The sequence below is a fragment of the Sphingomonas paludis genome (genome assembly GCF_053502515.1).
The window spans coordinates 2075191-2094434 of the sequence record NZ_CP187558.1 but is presented as its reverse complement, the minus strand read 5'-3'; the positions used below and the strand labels follow the sequence as shown (position 1 = coordinate 2094434).

Annotated in this window: 20 protein-coding genes; 9 read left to right on the top strand and 11 right to left on the bottom strand. The window is 65.7% G+C overall.

The window, feature by feature from the left end; genetic code table 11:
* Positions 1-76: 76 nt before the first annotated feature.
* Entirely contained in the window at positions 77-1033 is a 957-nt protein-coding gene (gene purN / locus ACPVPU_RS10070; RefSeq protein WP_448657809.1) for a phosphoribosylglycinamide formyltransferase, read from the top strand.
* Entirely contained in the window at positions 1033-1692 is a 660-nt protein-coding gene (locus tag ACPVPU_RS10065) for a hypothetical protein (RefSeq protein ID WP_448657808.1), read from the top strand. Before purN ends, ACPVPU_RS10065 begins: the two co-directional genes overlap by 1 nt.
* A gap of 18 nt (positions 1693-1710) precedes the next feature.
* On the opposite strand, the gene ndk is transcribed toward ACPVPU_RS10065, so the two are convergent.
* The 3 genes from ndk to ACPVPU_RS10050 all read right to left on the bottom strand — a co-directional run bounded on the left by ndk (position 1711) and on the right by ACPVPU_RS10050 (position 4131).
* Positions 1711-2133 (bottom strand): nucleoside-diphosphate kinase, encoded by a 423-nt coding sequence (gene ndk / locus ACPVPU_RS10060; RefSeq protein WP_448657807.1) that lies wholly within the window; start codon positions 2131-2133, stop codon positions 1711-1713.
* An 85-nt stretch (positions 2134-2218) separates the two neighbouring features.
* Complete coding sequence (locus ACPVPU_RS10055; protein WP_448657806.1) at positions 2219-2662, bottom strand: DNA polymerase III subunit chi; 444 nt, start codon at positions 2660-2662, stop codon at positions 2219-2221.
* Positions 2662-4131, bottom strand: coding sequence for a leucyl aminopeptidase (locus ACPVPU_RS10050; RefSeq protein ID WP_448657805.1), 1470 nt, complete (start codon positions 4129-4131; stop codon positions 2662-2664). Before ACPVPU_RS10050 ends, ACPVPU_RS10055 begins: the two co-directional genes overlap by 1 nt.
* Before the next feature lie 225 nt (positions 4132-4356).
* On the opposite strand from ACPVPU_RS10050, the gene ACPVPU_RS10045 reads away from it, so the two are divergent.
* From ACPVPU_RS10045 to rsmA, 4 genes are all read left to right on the top strand, one after another.
* Complete coding sequence (locus ACPVPU_RS10045; protein WP_448660486.1) at positions 4357-6543, top strand: LPS-assembly protein LptD; 2187 nt, start codon at positions 4357-4359, stop codon at positions 6541-6543.
* 84 nt (positions 6544-6627) lie between these two features.
* Entirely contained in the window at positions 6628-7977 is a 1350-nt protein-coding gene (locus ACPVPU_RS10040) for a peptidylprolyl isomerase (protein ID WP_448657804.1), read from the top strand.
* Positions 7978-7997: 20 nt separating this feature from the next.
* Positions 7998-8990: a 4-hydroxythreonine-4-phosphate dehydrogenase PdxA gene (gene pdxA / locus ACPVPU_RS10035; protein ID WP_448657803.1), complete on the top strand. Its 993-nt coding sequence runs from the start codon at positions 7998-8000 to the stop codon at positions 8988-8990.
* 3 nt (positions 8991-8993) lie between these two features.
* Positions 8994-9824, top strand: coding sequence for a 16S rRNA (adenine(1518)-N(6)/adenine(1519)-N(6))-dimethyltransferase RsmA (rsmA, locus tag ACPVPU_RS10030; RefSeq protein ID WP_448657802.1), 831 nt, complete (start codon positions 8994-8996; stop codon positions 9822-9824).
* 19 nt (positions 9825-9843) lie between these two features.
* Here the strand turns inward: rsmA and ACPVPU_RS10025 are convergent, their stop codons facing one another.
* The 6 genes from ACPVPU_RS10025 to ACPVPU_RS10000 all read right to left on the bottom strand — a co-directional run bounded on the left by ACPVPU_RS10025 (position 9844) and on the right by ACPVPU_RS10000 (position 14444).
* Positions 9844-10371 (bottom strand): tetratricopeptide repeat protein, encoded by a 528-nt coding sequence (locus tag ACPVPU_RS10025; RefSeq protein ID WP_448657801.1) that lies wholly within the window; start codon positions 10369-10371, stop codon positions 9844-9846.
* Between the two features lie 26 nt (positions 10372-10397).
* Positions 10398-11588, bottom strand: a complete 1191-nt coding sequence (locus ACPVPU_RS10020) for an RsmB/NOP family class I SAM-dependent RNA methyltransferase (protein WP_448657800.1) — start codon at positions 11586-11588, stop codon at positions 10398-10400.
* Positions 11585-11728 (bottom strand): hypothetical protein, encoded by a 144-nt coding sequence (locus ACPVPU_RS10015; protein ID WP_448657799.1) that lies wholly within the window; start codon positions 11726-11728, stop codon positions 11585-11587. The genes ACPVPU_RS10020 and ACPVPU_RS10015 overlap by 4 nt, the downstream gene beginning before the upstream one ends.
* 33 nt (positions 11729-11761) lie before the next feature.
* Positions 11762-13219 (bottom strand): IMP dehydrogenase, encoded by a 1458-nt coding sequence (guaB, locus tag ACPVPU_RS10010; protein ID WP_448657798.1) that lies wholly within the window; start codon positions 13217-13219, stop codon positions 11762-11764.
* Between the two features lie 63 nt (positions 13220-13282).
* Positions 13283-13624 (bottom strand): low molecular weight protein tyrosine phosphatase family protein, encoded by a 342-nt coding sequence (locus tag ACPVPU_RS10005; protein ID WP_448657797.1) that lies wholly within the window; start codon positions 13622-13624, stop codon positions 13283-13285.
* 4 nt (positions 13625-13628) lie between these two features.
* Complete coding sequence (locus ACPVPU_RS10000; RefSeq protein WP_448657796.1) at positions 13629-14444, bottom strand: HpcH/HpaI aldolase/citrate lyase family protein; 816 nt, start codon at positions 14442-14444, stop codon at positions 13629-13631.
* Between the two features lie 53 nt (positions 14445-14497).
* Here ACPVPU_RS10000 and ACPVPU_RS09995 point away from each other — a divergent pair, with 53 nt between their 5' ends.
* The 3 genes from ACPVPU_RS09995 to ACPVPU_RS09985 are packed head-to-tail and all read left to right on the top strand — an operon-like array spanning position 14498 to position 17786.
* Entirely contained in the window at positions 14498-15487 is a 990-nt protein-coding gene (locus ACPVPU_RS09995; RefSeq protein WP_448657795.1) for an SPFH domain-containing protein, read from the top strand.
* Entirely contained in the window at positions 15484-15960 is a 477-nt protein-coding gene (locus tag ACPVPU_RS09990) for an NfeD family protein (protein ID WP_448657794.1), read from the top strand. The genes ACPVPU_RS09995 and ACPVPU_RS09990 overlap by 4 nt, the downstream gene beginning before the upstream one ends.
* A gap of 8 nt (positions 15961-15968) precedes the next feature.
* The gene (locus ACPVPU_RS09985) at positions 15969-17786 is read left to right on the top strand and encodes a DUF885 domain-containing protein (protein ID WP_448657793.1); all 1818 of its coding nucleotides are present in this window, start codon (positions 15969-15971) and stop codon (positions 17784-17786) included.
* Here the strand turns inward: ACPVPU_RS09985 and ACPVPU_RS09980 are convergent.
* Together ACPVPU_RS09980 and ACPVPU_RS09975 are read right to left on the bottom strand one after the other, a co-directional pair.
* Positions 17778-18863, bottom strand: a complete 1086-nt coding sequence (locus ACPVPU_RS09980; RefSeq protein ID WP_448657792.1) for a mechanosensitive ion channel family protein — start codon at positions 18861-18863, stop codon at positions 17778-17780. The two genes, ACPVPU_RS09985 and ACPVPU_RS09980, sit on opposite strands and share 9 nt — an antisense overlap.
* Before the next feature lie 46 nt (positions 18864-18909).
* On the bottom strand, positions 18910-19227 hold the full coding sequence (locus tag ACPVPU_RS09975; protein WP_448657791.1) for a hypothetical protein: 318 nt from the start codon (positions 19225-19227) through the stop codon (positions 18910-18912).
* Positions 19228-19244: the final 17 nt, after the last annotated feature.

Here is a 19244-nt window from a genome sequence, read left to right as displayed (position 1 = left end):
CTGAGCTTGTCGAAGCCCTGCACTTTTCGGGCGTTCAACAGGACAGCGCTTCGACAAGCTCAGCGCGAGCGGGGAAATGAGTGCAACTAAAGCAAAACTCGGCGTCCTCATTTCTGGGCGTGGATCGAACATGGCGGCGTTGCTCTATGCGTCGCGGTTCGAGGATTGCCCTTATGAGATCGTGCTGGTGCTTGCTGACTCGCCGGACGCACCGGGATTGCAGCTTGCGGCAGCGGAAGGCGTAAGGGCCATCGGACTGCCCAAGCCGACACCGAAGGACAAGTCGCAGCTTTTCGGAGCGCTCGACCAATTACTGCGCGAGGCCGGCTGCACGCATGTCGCACTGGCCGGCTTCATGCGAATCCTGCCCTCTGAGTTCGTCGAACGCTGGGCGGGGCGGATGGTGAACGTCCACCCGTCCCTTCTGCCGCTCTATAAGGGGCTGCACACGCATGAGCGCGCCATTGCGGCCGGGGACAGCCATGGCGGCTGTTCGGTCCACCTGGTGACGGCCGAGTTGGACGACGGCCCGGTTCTGGGTCAGGCGCGCGTTGCCATCCTGCCCGGCGACACGGCCGATTCGCTGGCCGCCCGGGTCCTGATCGCCGAGCATCAGCTGTATCCGCGCATCGTTGCGGAGTGGATCGCCTCCGGCATCAGGACACCGCTGGACCAGGTGCGTGCCCTCGCCCTCGCCCTGCCCGAAGCGCGCGAGAAAACCAGTCATGGTTCGCAGGGCTTTCATGTCGAAGGCGGCAAGTTCTTCGCCTATTTCACCGTCAACCATCATGGCGACGGCATGACCGCGCTGCTGGTGCGGACGAGCGGGGTCGAGGAACAGGCGATGCTGATCGAACGCGATTCCGATCTGTATTTCCGGCCCGCCTATCTGGGTCCGTCCGGCTGGGTTGGTATCCGGCTGGATCAGGGCGAGGTCGACTGGACTTTGGTCGAGGACTGGCTGAACCGCAGCTGGCGGATGGCTGCGCCCAAACGGTTGACCAAAATGCTCGATCTGGCGGATCAGTTCTGATGACCGATCTGCCCGGTTCTCAGCCGTCCGAAGACCCCCACCCCGACCCGCAGCAACAGGCGACCCGGCAGGCAGAGGCGCGGGCGATCCGCCGCCGATGGATCACGCTTGGCGAAACCATTGCGGTGGCCGGGGTCGTCATCGCCGGGCTGACATTCTGGAACAATTGGCAGGAACGTCAGGATGCGGCGGCAGAGCGACAGGCCGAACGCAGCGCGGCGACCAAGACCGAACGAGCGGCACGCGGACGAGTAATGCTGACAACCATGGCTGCCGATGCGAACGGGATAACCGTCGCGGCCCAGCCGGGCTGTTCCTTGCAATCCACCACCGTCCGGTTTCCGGCAGCGCTGGGGACGGCGGAACAAACCACCGTACTGGAACACCGGATCGAGGCTGAGTGGATCGCGGACCGACTGTTGGAGCTGACCGATGGCGGATCGGACCGGCGCGATGGGCGGCTGCCCGTGCTGATCGCGGCGGATTGCATCGACAGCGATGGCCAGCGCAGCGAAAGCGCGATCTACGATCTGTTGTGGCGGACCGAGCCGGGCGGCCTGCTTGGCGGGCGCCGGCTGGTGCTGCGCGGGCTTGTCCGGCGCGAGGGCGTGTCAGGCGACGGCCAGCGCCGCCTCGACACCCTGTGGACCGGGCCGTAACCGGCCCGGCCCGATGGATCAGCCGACGATTTCTTCGGGCTTGAAGAAATAGGCGATCTCGATGGCGGCGTTCTCATCGCTGTCCGAACCATGGACCGAGTTCGCTTCGATCGATTCGGCCAGTTCCTTGCGGATCGTGCCCGGCGCGGCGTTTTCGGGGTTGGTCGCGCCCATGATTTCCCGGTTGCGGGCCACGGCGTTTTCACCCTCCAGCACCTGAACGACCACCGGGCCGCTGGTCATGAAGGCGACCAGATCGGCGAAGAAGGGGCGATCCTTGTGCACGCCGTAAAAGCCTTCCGCCTGGGCGCGGGTCATGCGGATGCGCTTGGACGCGACGACGCGCAGGCCGGCCTCCTCCAGCATCCGGGTGACCGCACCGGTCAGGTTGCGGCGGGTGGCATCGGGCTTGATGATCGAAAAGGTGCGGGTCGCGGCCATGGCCGTGCGGCTCCTGTCATTGGGGTTGATTGGAAAAGTCGCCGCCCCCTAGTCCCGTGGACGTACAGATGCAAGCCGCCGCGGCTCAGGCCGCCTGTTCCCATTTCCCCGCCGCATTCTGTTTCCAGAAGCGCCGCTCAATGCCTTCCCGCCCCGCCAGACCCTTCCACGCCGTGCGCGCGGCATCGATCAGCACATCGTCGAACAGGTGAAACGCTCTGTCGTAAGCCAGCGCCGCATCGCGCCATTCGCCGTCGGCGATCAGCACATGGCGAGCGCCGTTCCCGGCCGTGGAGGCATCTGCCGCGATCAGCACCGGCTGGGCCGAATCCTCCCCCTGCCCCGCCTGCGCATGGGGCAGGAAACTGGCCGGGGAATAGGTCCAGAGCAGGCCGTCGATGCGCCGCCGCTGTTCGGCATCGCCGCTGACCACCAGCAGGCGACCCCCATCGGCCACCACCCGTTCGGCCAAGCGCGGCAGCACCCGGTCGATCGGCGTGGTGGCCAGATGGTAGAAATCGACCTGCATCAGCGCTCGAACTGGTCCGCCACGAACCGGTCGAGCAACCGGACGCCGTATCCGGTTGCGCCCTTGTCATGCGTCGCGCCAGGCTTGTCGGACCAGACCATGCCCGCAATGTCGAGATGCGCCCAACGGACGCCCGGATCGATGAACCGCTTCAGGAACTGCGCCGCCGTAATCGACCCGGCAAAGCGCGGCCCGATATTCTTCATGTCGGCGATCGGGCTGTCGATCAGCTTGTCATAGGCATCGGACAGCGGGAACCGCCAGAGCTTGTCCCCGGTCGCCAGGCCCGCCGCAGTCAGCTGCGCCGCCAGTTCGTCGTCATTGGCGAACAACCCGCCATGTTCATGGCCCAGCGCGACGATCATCGCGCCGGTCAGCGTCGCCAGATCGACGATGGTGCCGGGGCGATAATTGCGCTGCACCCAGGTGAGCACGTCGCACAGGACCAATCGTCCCTCGGCATCGGTATTCAGCACCTCGATCGTCTGGCCGGACATCGACGTGACGATGTCGCCGGGCCGCTGCGCATTGCCGTCCGGCATGTTCTCGACCAGGCCGACGACGCCGATGACGTGCGCCTTTGCCTTGCGCCCGGCCAATGCCCGCATCGCACCGACAACGGCGCCCGCACCGCCCATGTCCCACTTCATGTCCTCCATGCCGGGACCGGGCTTCAGCGAAATCCCGCCGGTGTCGAACGTCACGCCCTTGCCCACCAGCGCGACCGATGGGTTGCCGCCATTGCCGGTGCCGTCCCAGCGCATGGCCAGCACGCGTGCCTCGCGCACCGATCCTTGAGAAACGCCCAGCAGGGATCCCATGCCAAGCGCGCGCATCTGCGCATCGTCCAGCACGGTCAGTTCGATGCCCAGGTCGGCCAGGTCGCGGCACCGGTCGACAAAGCTTTCGGGGTACAGGATGTTCGCCGGTTCGGCGACCAGGGTCCGGGTGAATTCCACTCCCTCGGCGAGTGCCAGTGCGTCGGTCCATCCGTTTGCAGCATCGGCTGGCGCATGATGAATCGTCACCCGCTTCAGGCTGGGCCGGGCCTTGTCGGACAGTTTCGTTCGATAGACGTCGTGGCGCCATGCGCGCAGCCGGGCCGCAAGGGCAAATCGAACCGCGGCACGCGCCGTCGGCGACACTGCTGCCATGTCGATGGCCACGGCATCGGTCCCGCTGACCAGATAACGGGCCGTCACCGCCCCGCCCGCCTTTTCCATCGCCGGTTCGTCACCGCTGCCGATGCCGATCAGGCCGATGCGCGCCACGCCGCCGTCATGCGGGATCACCGTTTCCACAATGGCGCCCGCTTCCCCCTCGAACCGCTGTGCCGTGGCGGCGGCGCGGACCAGTGCGGTTGCCTCTGCGGACAGGTCGGGTAGTGCCAGTTGGTCCAGCGCCGCCTTGTCGACGGCATGAAGGACCAGGGATTCGGTGCGGGCTTCGTTCGAAAATCGGATTTCCATGGACTGCCAGTTCTGGTTTGATGATTGCCTGGAACGCTATCTAGGAACAGAAGCGGCGAGAGGCAAAGCGGAACGCTTATCGTTGGCCGCGTCGCTGATTGCGCAGGGCACGATTGGGTGCAATAGGGCGCGGCTGTGTCCGGCCCGGAAGGGGTGCCAAAGGATGATGTCTGCGTGAAGCGCACCCTGTTCCTGCTGTCCTGCGCGCTGACCAGCTGTCTGGCCATGCCTGCCTGGGCACAGGACCTGTCGGAACGGCCCGTCGAACCGCCCCCGCCATCGGCAGAGGGGACGCCGCCCCTGGCCGATCAGGTGCAGTTCGAGGCGGATCAGTTGGAATACGACACCGAGGCGGAAATCGTGTCGGCCACCGGGGATGTCCGCCTGATCCGCGACGGCAGCCGGTTGCGAGCGGACCGGGTGACCTGGAACCGCACCAGCGGCCAGGTGGTCGCGGAAGGCAATATCGCTGTCATCAGCCCGGAAGGCGACACAGCCTATGGCGACCGGATCGAGCTGACCGATACGCTGAAGGACGGCGTGGTCGACAATATCCTGGTGGTCCTTGAACAGGGCGGCCGATTGGCGGCCGAGCGCGGCGAAAGGCTGGAAAACGGCGGCATCATCGTCGACCGCGCGGCCTATTCGCCCTGTGCCGTGACCGACAGCGCCGGTTGTCCGAAGGAGCCGAGCTGGAAGATCACCGCGGTTCGCGTCGTCTATGATCCGGTGCGCGAACGGGTGCGCTATTCCGGCGCGCGCATCTCGATCTTCGGAATCGCTTCGCTGCCGCTGCCGGAATTTTCGCATCCCGCCGGCGATGTCAGCGACCGGGGCATCCTGTCGCCGCTCGTCCGGCTGGACCGGGTGAACGGCCTGGAAGTGGCCATCCCTTATTACTGGAACCTCGCCCCCAATCGCGACGTGACCGTGACGCCGCATCTGTTCACCGGCACCGCGCCGATGATCGAGGGCGAATATCGCGCGCTGACCGCGAACGGCAGCTATCGTTTGCGCGGCTTCGGAACCTATAGCCGGGTCCAGGACGACCTGGCGTCGACGGCGCTGGATCCGGGCGACAATAATTTCCGCGGCTATATCGAGGGGAATGCCCGGTTCCAGCTCGATCCGAACTGGCAGTTCACCGGGGCCGTCCGGCTGGCCAGCGACCAGACATTCCTGCGCCGATACGATATTTCGCGCGACGACCGGTTGCGCAGCGTCGTGCGCGTCGAGCGGATCGATCGGGATTCCTATTTCTCGATCAGCGGCTGGGCGGTCCAGACGCTGCGCATCACCGAAAACCAGCGGCTGCAACCCATCGCGCTGCCCGAACTGGATTTCCGCCAGCGGACCGGCGACGGGCTGATCGGCGGCATGTTCGAATTTCAGGTCAACACGCTGGCCCTGACCCGGGAGGAGGGACAGGACACCCAGCGCGCATTCGCCTCCGCGCGGTGGGATCTGCGCCGTCTGACCAACTGGGGTCACGAGGTGACGTTAACCGCCTATGCGCGGGGCGACGCCTATAACACGCGCGACACGCTATCGACGCTGGTGCCCAGCTATCGCGGCGAAGAGGGGTTTCAGACGCGCGGCATCGCTGCCACCGCGCTGGACGTCAAATGGCCGTTCATCGGCAGCTTCCTGGGCGGAACCCAGCGGATCACGCCCCGGTTCCAGGTGGTTGCCGCCCCGCCGATCGACAATTTCGACGTGCCGAACGAAGATGCCCGCGCGGTCGACCTGGAGGATTCCAACCTGTTCGCGCTGAACCGGTTTCCGGGATATGACCGGTTCGAGGATTCCACCCGCTTTACCGCCGGGGTCGAATATGCGCTGGATCTGCCCGGCATCGCCGTCAACGCAGTCGTCGGCCAAAGCTTTCGGCTGACCAGCCGGTCCAGCATCCTGCCGGACGGCACCGGCTTGAGCGAGAAGGTGTCCGACATTGTCGGGCGCACCGATGTCCGCTTTCGCGATTTCGTGCGGTTCACCCATCGCTACCGGCTGGACAAGGACAATTTCGCCGTTCGCCGGAACGAGATCGACGCGACCATTGGCACGCGGCGCACCTATGCCCAGCTGGGGTACCTTCGGCTGAACCGCGACGTCGCGTTCGATCTGGCCGATCTGCAGGACCGCGAAGAAGCGCGGGTCGGCGGGCGTGTCGCGTTCAGCCGCTTCTGGTCGGTGTTCGGCTCGGCGCTGGTCGACCTGACCGACGCACGGGAGGATCCGCTGTCCATTTCCGACGGTTTCAGTCCCATCCGCCACCGGCTCGGCTTTGCATATGAGGACGATTGCCTGCGGCTTGGCCTTACCTGGCGGCGCGACTATCAGGACAATGGCGACGCGCGGCGGGGCAACAGTTTCCTGCTGACACTGGAATTGCTGAACCTGGGCCGCTAAGCCAGGGTTCAGATGGCGTGGGACATGGGGCAAGGGTCGGCTGCGTGCCGGCTCGATTGCTCGGGACGATCAGGATTTATTGGAATGAAAATGGGACTTCGCGCATTGACCATGGGCCTGCTTGCCGCGTCGGCACTGGTCGCGGCGGGCGCTTCTGCGCAGGATCAGGGGATGCAGGCCGCCGAATTGCCCGGTGCTGAACTGAACCTGCCCGCGAACCTTCAGATTTTCGGCACTTCGGATCGCAACGTGCGCAAACCGACGGCGATCGTCAACCGGGCGATCCTGACGGGAACGGATGTCGATCACCGCGTGGCGATGGTCATGGCATTGAACGAGATCAAGATTCCGGACGAACAGATGCAGCAGCTCCGGCTGCAGGTGCTGCGCGGACTGATCGACGAAACGCTGCAGATCCAGGAAGCGGTCGCCAACGAGATCACGATTACGCCGCAGGAGATCGCCCAGGGCTTTGCCCGGGTCGCCCGCAACTTCAACATGACGCCCGAGCAGCTGAAGACGTTCCTGCGCAATGCCGGATCGTCGGAAAAGACGCTGCATCGCCAGATCGAGGGTGAACTCGCCTGGCAGCGGCTGATCGGCCGCAAGGTGGATGCGTTCGTCAACGTCTCTACCGAAGAGGTGGAGGCCGTGCTCAAGCGCATCGAGGATGCTAAGGGCTCGGAAGAGCTGCACATCAAGGAAATCTACCTTTCGGCAACGCCCGACCGGCAACAGGAAGTCTTCGCCGAGGGGCAACAGATCATCGCGGCGATGCGCGGCGGTCAGCCGTTCGAGTTCTTTGCAAGCACCCGCAACGATTCCTCTTTGAAGTCGCAGGGCGGCGACCTTGGCTGGGTCCGTCCGAGTGTTCTGCCCGATGCCCTCGCGGCCGCCGCGCAGCAGATGCAGCCGGGCCAGGTTGCCGGACCGATCCCGATTCCCGGCGGCTTTTCCATCCTGTACCTGGTCGACAAGCGGCAGGTGCTGGTCGCCGACCCCAAGGATGCGCGCCTGAGCCTCCGCCAGATGACGCTGCGTTTCCCGACCGGCCTGTCCGAAGCGCAGGGTAATGCCAAGGTTGCCGAGTTCGCCGAGGCGACCCGGGCGCTGAAGGGGTGCGGCAACGCGAACGAGGTTGCCAAGTCGCTGGGTGCTGAAATCGTCGACAATGACGCGGTGGTGATCCGCAGCCTGCCGCCCCAGCTGCAGGAAATCATGGTCAACCTGAATGTGGGTGAGGCAACGCCCCCCTTCGGCACGCGCGAGGACGGCGTTCGGGTGCTGATCGTATGCGGCCGCGAGGATCAGCGCACGGCCGGCCTGCCCTCGGTCGAAGAGATGCAGGACAAGATGAAGCAGGAACGCGTGAACCTGCGCGCCCAGCGGATGCTGCGCGATTTGCGCCGCGACGCGGTGGTCGAATATCGTTGACCGGCGAACGCCCCCGACCCGTGGGCACCCCGCTGGTCATCTCGCTGGGCGATCCTGCGGGCATCGGCCCTGAAATCACTGCGAAGGCTTGGGAACAGCGGGTAAGCGCCGCATTGCCGGTCTTTTTTGCGGTAGGCGATGCGCGATCGATCGCAGCCGTATGGAATGGTCCGGTTCAGCCCATTGCCGATCCGTCCCAGGCTGCGGCGGTCTTTGATCGAGCGCTGCCCGTGCTCTCGATCATCGATGCGGGGACCATCCGTCCCGGCGAACCGGACAGCGACGGTGCACGCTGTGCGTTGCAGGCGCTGGAAAGCGCCGTCGGCATCGCCCGATCGGGCGCGGCCTGCGCCCTGGTTACGGCTCCGGTGTCCAAGGCGCAGCTCTACAAGGTCGGCTTCACCCATCCGGGCCAGACGGAGTTCGTTGCCGAGCGCTGCGGCGTTGCCGCCGACAATGTCGTGATGATGCTGGCCGGCCCCGACCTTCGCGTCGTGCCGATCACCACGCATCTGCCACTGGCCGAGGTCGCGCATATGCTGACCCCCGAACTGATCGTGGCAAAGGCACGCGTCACGGCACGGGGCCTGACGCGCAATTTCGGCATCGATTGCCCTCGCCTTGCCTTTGCCGGGTTCAATCCCCATGCCGGCGAGGACGGCGCGCTGGGCCGCGAGGAAATCGACCGGATCATTCCCGCCATCCGGCAGCTGCAGGCAGAGGGGATCGACGCCACCGGGCCGTTCGCCGCCGATACGCTGTTCCACGCCCGCGCCCGGGCGAGCTATGACGCAGTGCTATGCGCCTATCACGATCAGGCGTTGATCCCGCTCAAGACGCTGTATTTCGATGAAGGCGTCAATCTGTCGCTCGGCCTGCCGATCGTGCGCGCCTCACCCGATCACGGCACTGCCTTTGGCATCGCAGGAAAGGGCTTGGCCAATCCCGGGGCAATGATTGCCGCGATTCGGATGGCGGCGGACGCTGCATCGCGGCGGTCGGCCTGCGGCTGATCCATGGCACAGCCGTTGACCGAACTGCCGCCGCTGCGCGAAGTCATACGCGCCCACGGCCTGAACGCCAGCAAGGCGCTGGGCCAGAATTTCCTGTTCGATCATCAATTGCTGGCCCGGATCGCCGCCATCCCCGGCCCCCTGGACGATCAGCCGGTGCTGGAAATCGGCCCCGGACCGGGCGGCCTGACCCGCGCGCTGCTGGCGGCCGGGGCGCGCGTGACCGCGATCGAACGGGACCGGCGGTGCATTCCGGCGCTGGCAGAACTCGGTGCAGCCTATCCCGGCCGACTGACAGTGATCGAGGGCGATGCGCTGGCGATCGACGCGGTAGGCCTGTTTCCCGGTCAGCGCCCGCACATCGTCGCCAACCTGCCCTATAATATCGGCACGCAATTGCTGATCGGTTGGTTGTCGGGGGACTGGCCACCCTTTTGGGCCAGCCTGACGCTGATGTTCCAGCGGGAGGTGGCCGACCGGATCGTCGCAAGCCAGGGCAGCGATGCCTATGGCCGGCTGGCGATCCTCGCCCAATGGCGGACGGAAGCCCGTATCGCCATGACGGTGCATCGATCGGCATTCACCCCGCCGCCCAAAGTGATGTCGGCGGTCGTTCACCTGACCCCCGCCGCCATGCCCGCCGATATTCGCCTGGCCCGGCTGGAACAGGTTACCAGTGCCGCGTTCGGTCAGCGTCGCAAGATGTTGCGCCAAAGCTTGAAATCGGTGCCCGGCGCGCTTGATGCGCTGACGGAACTGGGCGTCGACCCGACCAGGCGGGCCGAAACCCTGTCCCTGACCGAGTTTCTGGCCATCGCCCGACGGCTCGGTTGAACCGCCCGCCCGGTGGCGGTCAGGGATTGGCTTCGGGGGCTTTGTCCGGAATGACGGTGACCGGCGGATCACTTTTCACCGCGGTCTGGATCGCCGGCGGGCCTTGCTGGATGGTGCTGGCCAGCGTCGTCGCTTCGGCGCACTGCTTGGCACAGATCGCCTGGATCTTGGCCAGCGATTCACGCGCCCGGTTGATCGCGCCCTTGGCGACCAGCGCCTGTCCCTGCCCGCGCAGCGCCGACAGGTCGTTCGGCTCCAGCTTCAGCGCCTCCCGGTAAAAGCCGAGCGCCTTGCCCGGCATTTCCCGCGCCTTGGCCAGATCGCCAAGCAGGACATAGGCCGCTCGGTTGCGGGGATCGACGACCAACGCGGTCTCCGCCAGATCGACCGCAGTATCCAGATTGCCGGCCGTCTGCGCTGCCCGGCTTTGTTCCAGCAGCGCAACCGATTTGGCATCGACCTGATCGTCGGGCCGCTGCGCGGTCAGCGACGTGGCGATGCACAGCACGCTGAGCGCGGCGGCGGTCGTGATGGCGGTCAAGCGCATAAGGGTCTCCAGCGGGGCCATGGCATTCACTCGGTTGGTGCCTGGCATGTTACGACAAAAAATCCGTCCGTCGAGTGGTTGTGCGGATCGAGCCGCAATCCCGCGCCTTGCGGTGTGCCGAGCGGGATGGACGGTGGCCGCACGGTCCAACGGGGATTTGCGGCCATAAAGCGCTCCGCCTGATCCCGCCCCTCTGCGTCCAGCAGCGAACAGACGATATAGGTGATGGCCCCGCCGGGCTTCACCAGCCCCGCCGCCAGCGTCAGCAACCGGCCCTGGGTCTGTGTCAGCCGTGCCAGCCGGTCCGGCGTGATGCGCCAGCGAGCCTCGGGATTGCGGCGCCAGGTGCCGGTGCCGGAACAGGGCGCGTCGATGACCACGTGATCGGCGCGTCCGTACCAGTCCGCCAGCGCCTGTTCCTCCTTCATCGGATCCAGCAGCCGGGTTTCGACGATGCCGACGCCGGCGCGGGCCGCCCGCGGCATCAGCCGGGACAGGCGAGCGCGGTCGGTATCCGTCGCCAGGATTTGCCCCCTGCCCGCCATCATCGCCGCCAGGCCAAGCGTCTTGCCGCCGCCGCCTGCGCACAGGTCGATCACCGACATGCCCGGCTGGACGCCGCTGGCCAACGTCACCCACTGGCTGCCCGCGTCCTGAACCTCGAACCCGCCGGTTAGATACAGCGGATGATCCTCGATCCGAGTGTCCGGGGGCAGGCGCAGGCCATCGGCCAGCCCGGCAATCGGCTCCGCCTCCGGCAGCGCCGACCGCACGGCATCGACGGAACTGCGTAGCGGATTGACGCGAATGTCCAGCGGCGCCCGATCGAGCAGGGCCGCCTGCGCTGCCTCGCCGACGCCCGATCCGTTCATTGCCTGATGCAGCCAGTCCGACATCAGGGCGCGCGCCGCGATCGGCTCGCCATCGACGATCGCCGTCGGGCCGTGTCCGCCCGCGCCGAATGCAGATGCCAGCTCGGGATCGTCGCCGGCCAGGGCCAGCATCGCCGCCCTGCCGGATGCCGGTCGCTCCCCGACCGCGCGGATCGCGGCATAGACCAGCGCACGGACGGCGCGGCGATCCTTTGCCCCGGCATAGCGCCGGGTCGCGAAATAGCGGGCGATCAGGACATCGGCCGATGCCCCGCCATCGCGCGCCGCCGCGATGATGTCGTCCAGCAGATCGATCGCTGCCTGAACCCTGGCCGCCGGGGTCATCGTGCTGCGTCCTGTTCCGCCTGTTCGGCGGCCAGTCTTGCCTTGGTTCGCGCCCACCGGATGCGGAACATCCGGATCCTGAACACGATATACAGCGCGGCCAGGGCGACGATCAGCCACAGTTTCTGGGAATCAGTCACCGTTCATGTCCCCGCCTGCGGGGGGCAAAGGGCTCAGCGCGTGGGATAATTGGGCGCCTCTCGCGTGATGGTCACGTCGTGCACATGGCTTTCGCGCAGGCCCGCATTGGTGATCCGGATGAACTGGGCGCGCGACTGAAGCTCGGATATGCTGCTGCTGCCGGTATAGCCCATCGCCGCCTTAACCCCGCCGACCAGCTGGTGGATGACGTCGCGGGCCGGGCCCTTGTACGGCACCTGCCCCTCGATCCCCTCGGGAACCAGCTTCATCTGGTCCTTGATGTCCTGCTGAAAATAGCGGTCGGCACTGCCCCGCGCCATCGCGCCGACGCTGCCCATCCCGCGATAGCTCTTATAGGCGCGGCCTTGGTACAGGAACGTCTCGCCAGGCGCCTCTTCGGTGCCCGCCAGCAGCGATCCGATCATCACCGCTGACGCACCGGCCGCCAGCGCCTTGGCCACGTCGCCACTGGTCCGGATACCGCCATCGGCGATCACCGGGACGCCCGTATCGCGCGCTGCCCGGGCGGATTCCATCACGGCGGTCAACTGGGGGACGCCCACTCCCGCGACGACGCGCGTGGTGCAGATGGACCCGGGGCCGATCCCGACCTTGATCCCGTCCGCCCCGGCGTCGATCAGCGCGCGGGTCGCTTCGCCCGTGGCGACGTTGCCGGCGATCACCTGAACCGAATTGGACAACCGCTTTACCCGCTCGACCGCCCGGGCGACCTCGCGGTTATGGCCATGGGCGGTGTCGATGACGATGAGGTCGCATTCCGCATCGACCAGCGCCTCGGTCCGCTCAAACCCCTTGTCGCCCACTGTCGTCGCCGCCGCCACGCACAGCCGACCGGCGGCATCCTTGGTCGCATCGGGATAGGTCACCGCCTTTTCGATGTCCTTGACGGTGATCAGGCCGATGCAGCGATAGGCATCGTCCACCACCAAGAGCTTTTCGATCCGACGCTGATGCAACAGCCGTCGTGCCTCTTCCTGGCTGACGCCGGGCGACACGGTGGCCAGATTGTCGCGCGTCATCAGTTCGCTGACCGGCTGCGCGGTGTTTTCGGCAAAGCGGGTATCGCGGTGCGTCAGGATACCGACCAGCCGACCCGACGCCTCGACCACCGGAATCCCCGAAATGCGGTGCCGTGCCATCAGCGCTTGCGCCTCGGCCAGCGGGGCATCGGGCGTGATCGTGATCGGATTGACGACCATGCCGCTTTCAAAGCGCTTCACCGCCCGCACCGCCGCAACCTGCTCCTCGATCGTCAGGTTGCGGTGAAGGACGCCGATCCCGCCCAGCTGCGCCATAACGATCGCCATGTCGCCCTCGGTCACCGTATCCATCGCCGACGACAGGAACGGGATGTTCAGCGCCAATCCCTTGGACACCCGGGTGCGCGGGTCCGCACCGCTCGGCAAAACCTCCGATTCCGCCGGAACCAGCAGAACATCGTCAAAGGTGAGGCCGAGCGGAATGTCCATGGAGTGCGCCAATGTCCTGAGTCGAGAATTGGCGGCCCATGTAACCGCGCTATGGGACGCGCGCTAGGGGGTGGGGGGAGCGGAAGGAAGATAGCGCGCAAGCCGCGCTTCGAGCAGGCGAATTAGTTCCGGATCCATGAACTCATACTCATCCGGAATATCGAGACATACGATCCGTTTACCGTTCAGCGAGGAGCGGAAGCGCTTCTGCAACTTGTTGCGATGCTGGCGCTCCATGACGAAGATCGTGTCGGCCCATTCAAGCAACTCCGGCGTCACCGGATTTTCAGCATCGTGGTTCGTGCCGGCTGAGCTGACCTCGATTCCTTGACGGCTTGAAAAAATCTGCTCAGCAGTCGGGCTCCGCAGCTTATTCTGACTGCAAATGAACAGATAGTTCCTCAACGGCTTACCCCGCCCGCGCCAGCAGCGCCTTGGCGCGGTCGACGTGCATCTCTTCGATCATCTCGTCCTTGTACCGCTCCGCGCCACCGGTAAACGCCGCGACCAGCGCCCGCGCCTCGTCCAGTTCAGCCGGGGTCGGATCGAACGCGGCGTGGCATGCATCGATCTGCCCCGGATGGATCAGGGATTTGCCGTCAAAGCCGAGCGACCGTCCCTCGGCACATTCCGCCGCCAGCCCATCGGCATCGGCCAACCGGTTGAACACCCCGTCGATCGCCCAGATGTCGCGCCCCCGCGCCGCCAGCACGATCAGCTGCAGCGCCGTCGTCATCGATTCCCGTCCGGACTGCGGCGGCAGGCGCAGGGATGCGGCCAGGTCGTTCGTCCCGGCAATCAGCCCCGCGATCGAATAGCCCCAGCCGGAAACCGACGCGATCGGGCCGACATTCATCGCACCCGCCGCCGTTTCGATCATCGCCAGCGCAGGCCGCTTGGCATAGCTGCTGGCGATCACGACCGTTTCGGGCTTTTCGACCTTTGGCACCACGACATGGGTGGCGGCGGACTTGCGCACGGCTTTCAGGTCGTCCTTGAACGCCTCGCTTTCCTCGGCATTCACCCGGATGGCGAACAACTTGCCGGGAAAGGCCGGGCAGTCCTGCGCCGCCTGGCGCGCCGCATCCTTGTCTTCCGGCCTGACCGCATCCTCAAGGTCGAGCACGACCATGTCCACTGGCAGCTCGCGTGCCTTTGCCATTGCCCGCGCATTGCTGGCGGGCAGGAAAAGAACGGATCGCGGTGCGGTTTCGGCTGTGTTCATGCCGGCGTTATGCTAGCCAATGCGCAGCGTGACCAGAGGGAGGCAGCAGGCTGATGGACGGTGTGATTTCGGGCGTGTTCGCGCTGGTCTTTCTGGTGATCGTTTACCTGTTCGCCAGTATCAAGATCGTGCGGCAGGGTTATGAATATACGATCGAACATTTCGGCCGCTTTACCAATGTCGCCCGGCCGGGGTTCAATCTCTATCCGGCATTCTTCTATCGCGTCGGTCGAAAGATCAACATGATGGAACAGGTGATCGACATCCCCGGCCAGGAAATCATCACCAAGGACAATGCGATGATTTCCACCGACGGCGTGGTGTTCTTTCAGGTGCTAGACGCTGCCAAGGCAGCCTATGAAGTGTCGGACCTGTATGTCGCCCTGCTTCAGCTGACCACGACCAACCTGCGCACCGTGATGGGGTCGATGGACCTGGACGAAACGCTGTCCAAGCGGGACGAGATCAATGCGCGGCTGTTGTCCGTCGTCGATCATGCGACCACGCCCTGGGGGGTGAAGATCACCCGCGTCGAGATCAAGGACATCCGCCCGCCGGCCGATATCGTCAACGCCATGGGCCGCCAGATGAAGGCGGAGCGCGAGAAGCGGGCCAACATCCTGGAGGCAGAGGGCAGCCGCGCCTCCGAGATTCTGCGGGCGGAGGGCCAGAAACAGGCGCGCATCCTGGAAGCGGAAGGCCGGAAGGAATCGGCATTCCGCGACGCCGAAGCGCGGGAACGCGCCGCCCAGGCCGAAGCGACGGCGACGCAGGTGGTGTCGGAAGCCATTGAAAAGGGCGGCGTCCAGTCGCTCAACTACTTCATCGCCCAGAAATATGTCGAAGCGGTCGGCAAGTTCGCCACCAGCCCGAATGCCAAGACGATCCTGTTTCCCGTGGAGGCGACGCAGCTGATCGGTACGCTTGGCGGCATCGGCGAACTGGCCAAGGAAGCGCTGAGCAAGGATCACGCCCCGCTGCCCCCCACCCCGCGCCCACCGGCCCAACGGATCAGTCCCTTCGATGGCGGGAATGACGGATGACGCTGGACGGCAATTGGGGTTTCGTCTGGCTGATGCTGGCCGCGCTCATCGGGCTGGCGGAACTGCTGGTGCCGGGCGTCTTTCTGGTGTTCCTGGCAGCCGGCGCGGCGGCCACGGGCGTGCTGACCCTGTTGTTTCCCGAACTGGGCATGGTCGGACAGCTCCTGTCGCTGGCGGGCTGGACGGCGGCGGCAGTGCTGATCGGCAAACGCTGGTATGGCGACTGGCCCGTCGCCAGTGCCGATCCGCTGCTCAATGACCGTGCGGCCCGGCTGATCGGACAACAGGTGGTGGTGGTCGAACCGCTGATTCACGGGTCGGGCCGTGTCCGCCTGGGCGATGGCGAATGGCCCGCATCGGGACCGGACATGCCCATCGGCACGCGCGCCCGCATCGAACGGGTCGATGACGGCATCCTGATCGTCGCGCCACAGCCTGCCATTGCCGCCACCTCTTTCGACACAGGACATTGATCGAACCGATGGATCGCCGCTCGTTGATTGCCTCCGCCGCCACGCTCTTGGCCGGCGCTTCCCTGCCCCGTATCGCCTCCGCCCAGCGCCCGGCGACGGGCGATGGCGCAGCCCGCGCCCTGATCGACCTAACGACTGAGGCGATCCTGATCGAAAATCCCGAAGGGGCGACGTCGCTTGGCATCGATCGCGGCGCACGAGCGGGGCTGAAGGCGCGAATGGCCGACAAATCGCTGGCCGGGGTCCGCGCGGTCGCAGCTGCGGTGGACGAGCGGATCGCGGCGATGAAGGCGGTGGACCCCGCCACGCTTGGCGAGGGCACGCGGATCGATCTGGAAGTGACACTGGCGGCGCATGAGATCGCGGCTGCCGGCTATCGGTTTCCATATGGCGACGTCGCCTTTGGCGGCTGGCGCAATTCACCCTATGTCGTTGCGCAGAATGTCGGCGCCTTTCTGGATGTTCCGCAATTCCTGGACGACAGCCACACCGTCGAAACCGCGTGGGATGCCGAAGCCTATCTGGCGCGGCTCGACGGCTATGCCCGGCAGCTGGACGGGGAAACGGAACGCCTGCGCGACGCCGCCGGCCGGGGCGTAATCCTGCCCGATTTCAATCTGGCCAAGGCGATCAACCAGCTGAAGATCGCGCAGACCGGCGACCCTGCGGACTGGACGCTGGTAACGTCGCTCGCCCGTCGAACCCAGCGGCTGCATCCCGATTATGCGGCCCGCGCCGAACGGGTCGTCCGTGCCCGCATCGCGCCGGCACTGGCCCGCCAGCTGGCGGAACTGGAGCGGCACGCACCGCGCGCCACCAGCGATGCTGGCGTATGGAAACTGCCCGACGGCGATGCCTATTATGCCTGGGCGCTGGGCGCTGCGACGACGACCCGGATGACCCCGGATGAAATCCACGAGATGGGCATGGTCCAGCTCGCCGAGCTTCAGGGCCAGATGGACACGATCCTTCAATCCATTGGCTACCGCGACGGCACCGTGGGCGAACGGATGACCGCGCTCGGCAAGGATCCGAAATACCTGTTCCCGAACAATGATCAGGGGCGCAGGGCGATCATCGCCCTTCTGGAAAAATCCATTGCTGACATGCGGCGGCGGATGCCGGATGCATTCACGGTGCTGGCACCCGGCAATGTCGAGGTAAAGCGGATGGCGCCGGAAGTCGAACCGGGTGCGCCGGGGGCCTATGGCGGGGCGGGCACCATCGATGGCAAGGTGCCCGGGCGGTTGTGGATCAACCTGCGCACGACCGAGATCTGGCCGCGATACGCCCTGCCCGACCTGGCGTTTCACGAAAGCATCCCCGGCCATGCCTGGCAGGGGGAATATACCTTCAAGCTGCCGCTGATCCGCTCGATCCTGGGCTTCAATGCCTATTCGGAGGGATGGGCGCTCTATGCCGAACAGCTTGCCGACGAGCTTGGCTATTATGCGGACGATCCCGTCATGCGGCTCGGCTACCTGCAAAGCCTGGCGTTTCGCGCCTGTCGGCTGGTGGTCGATACCGGGCTTCATGCGAAACGCTGGACCCGTGATTACGCCGTCCAGTGGTTTGCGACCACCAATGGTTCAACGGTCGAGGAAGTCCGGGGCGAAGTCGACCGCTATTGCAGCTGGCCGGGCCAGGCCTGCGGGTACAAGGTCGGGCACAGTTACATCAACCGGCTCCGGGACAGGGCCAAAGCCGCGCTCGGCCCCCGTTATGACTTCCGGACGTTCAACGATTCGCTGATCACCGGCGGCGGCGTGCCGATGACGGTTCTGGACAAGATCGTCGACCGATATGTTCAGCGGCGGTCAGCCTAGGCCAGCATCGGCCGCGCCGCGACCGCCATCCGCCTCGATCCGCGTGCGCTGACGGGGCAAAGCTTCGGGCATCTCGTCGCGGAGGAACGCCAGCATCCCTTCGCGCAGGTCGCAGCGCAGGTCGAACGCGGTGCCGGCATCGGCGGCTGTCGCAAGTCCGCGCACCTCGATCGCGTCTGCGCGAACCTCGGTGACTTGCAGCACCTGCGCACGCCCGTCCCACCGTGCATTGCCGCGCACCAGTTGCTCGAACCGGGCACGGATGCGGTCGATGTCGGCGGTCGGATCCAGATGGAAGAACACCGATCCCAGCAACTGACTGTTGTTCCGGGTCCAATTCTGGAAACTGTCCTCCAGAAACCGGGACACGGGCACGACCAGCCGCCGCTCGTCCCACACCGCAACCACCACATAGGTCAGGCGGATTTCCTCGATCCTGCCCCATTCGCCATCGATGATGACGACATCATCGATGCGGATCGGCTCGGTAAACGCCATCTGGATGCCGGCGATCAGGTTTTTCAGTAACGGCTGAGCCGCCGCCCCGACCGCAAGCCCCGCCAGACCGGCCGATGCCATCAGGGTGACGCCAACACTGCGCACGCCCGGAATGCTCAACAGCATCAGGCACAGGGTCAGGAATCCGATCACGAACACTGCGATCCGGGTCAGGATGGCGCTTCGGGTCCGCTTGCGCCGGGCGGCCAGGTTGTCGGCGACCGTGATATCGGCACCCAGGGCAACTGCATCGCCAGCCGCGCGCACCAGATTGATCGCCAGCCAGCCGATCAACGCTGGAATGGCCATGCCCGCCGCAAGCACCCAGAACCGGTCGAACGCATCGTCCAGCAGCATGAACGGGCGGACGACGGCGAGCGCAAACGCCACGACCAGCCACCGGGCCGGCTGCCTCGCCGCCGCGACGAACAGATCGTCGACCGGACTGCGATTGCGAGCGGCAAGGCGTCGGGCGATCGCGAATGCCACGGCGTGCAATGCAAGTGCCAACAGGATGGAAATTCCGGCCAGCGCCAGCGAACTGGCCCAGCCGGGCAGCAGGGTGGAAAGATCAGCCATTACCAACCGAAACCCGCCGCGCTGCGGACGGGTTCCGACCGGAATGCTACTTCTTGCCGAAGAAACTGCCTGCCAGATCGCTGATGACGCCGCCAATGCCGCCCTGATCGGCGTTCAGCAGCTGAGCAAACCGCCCGAGCGACCCCTCGCCGCCGATCTGGGCGACGATCTGGTTCAGCGTATCCACCGGCAGGCCGGTTTCCGCCGCCGCGCCCTCGGCGGTGTCGCCGGCCATCGGATGAAACTTGGCCAGGGCCGCAATGGCCGACTGCACATGTTCGGGCGACAGGCCGACCTTTTGGGCGAGATTGTCGATGGTGGCATCGTTGCCACCGAACTGGTTCAGAATCGCATTCAAATCCATGATTGCCTCCCGCTGAT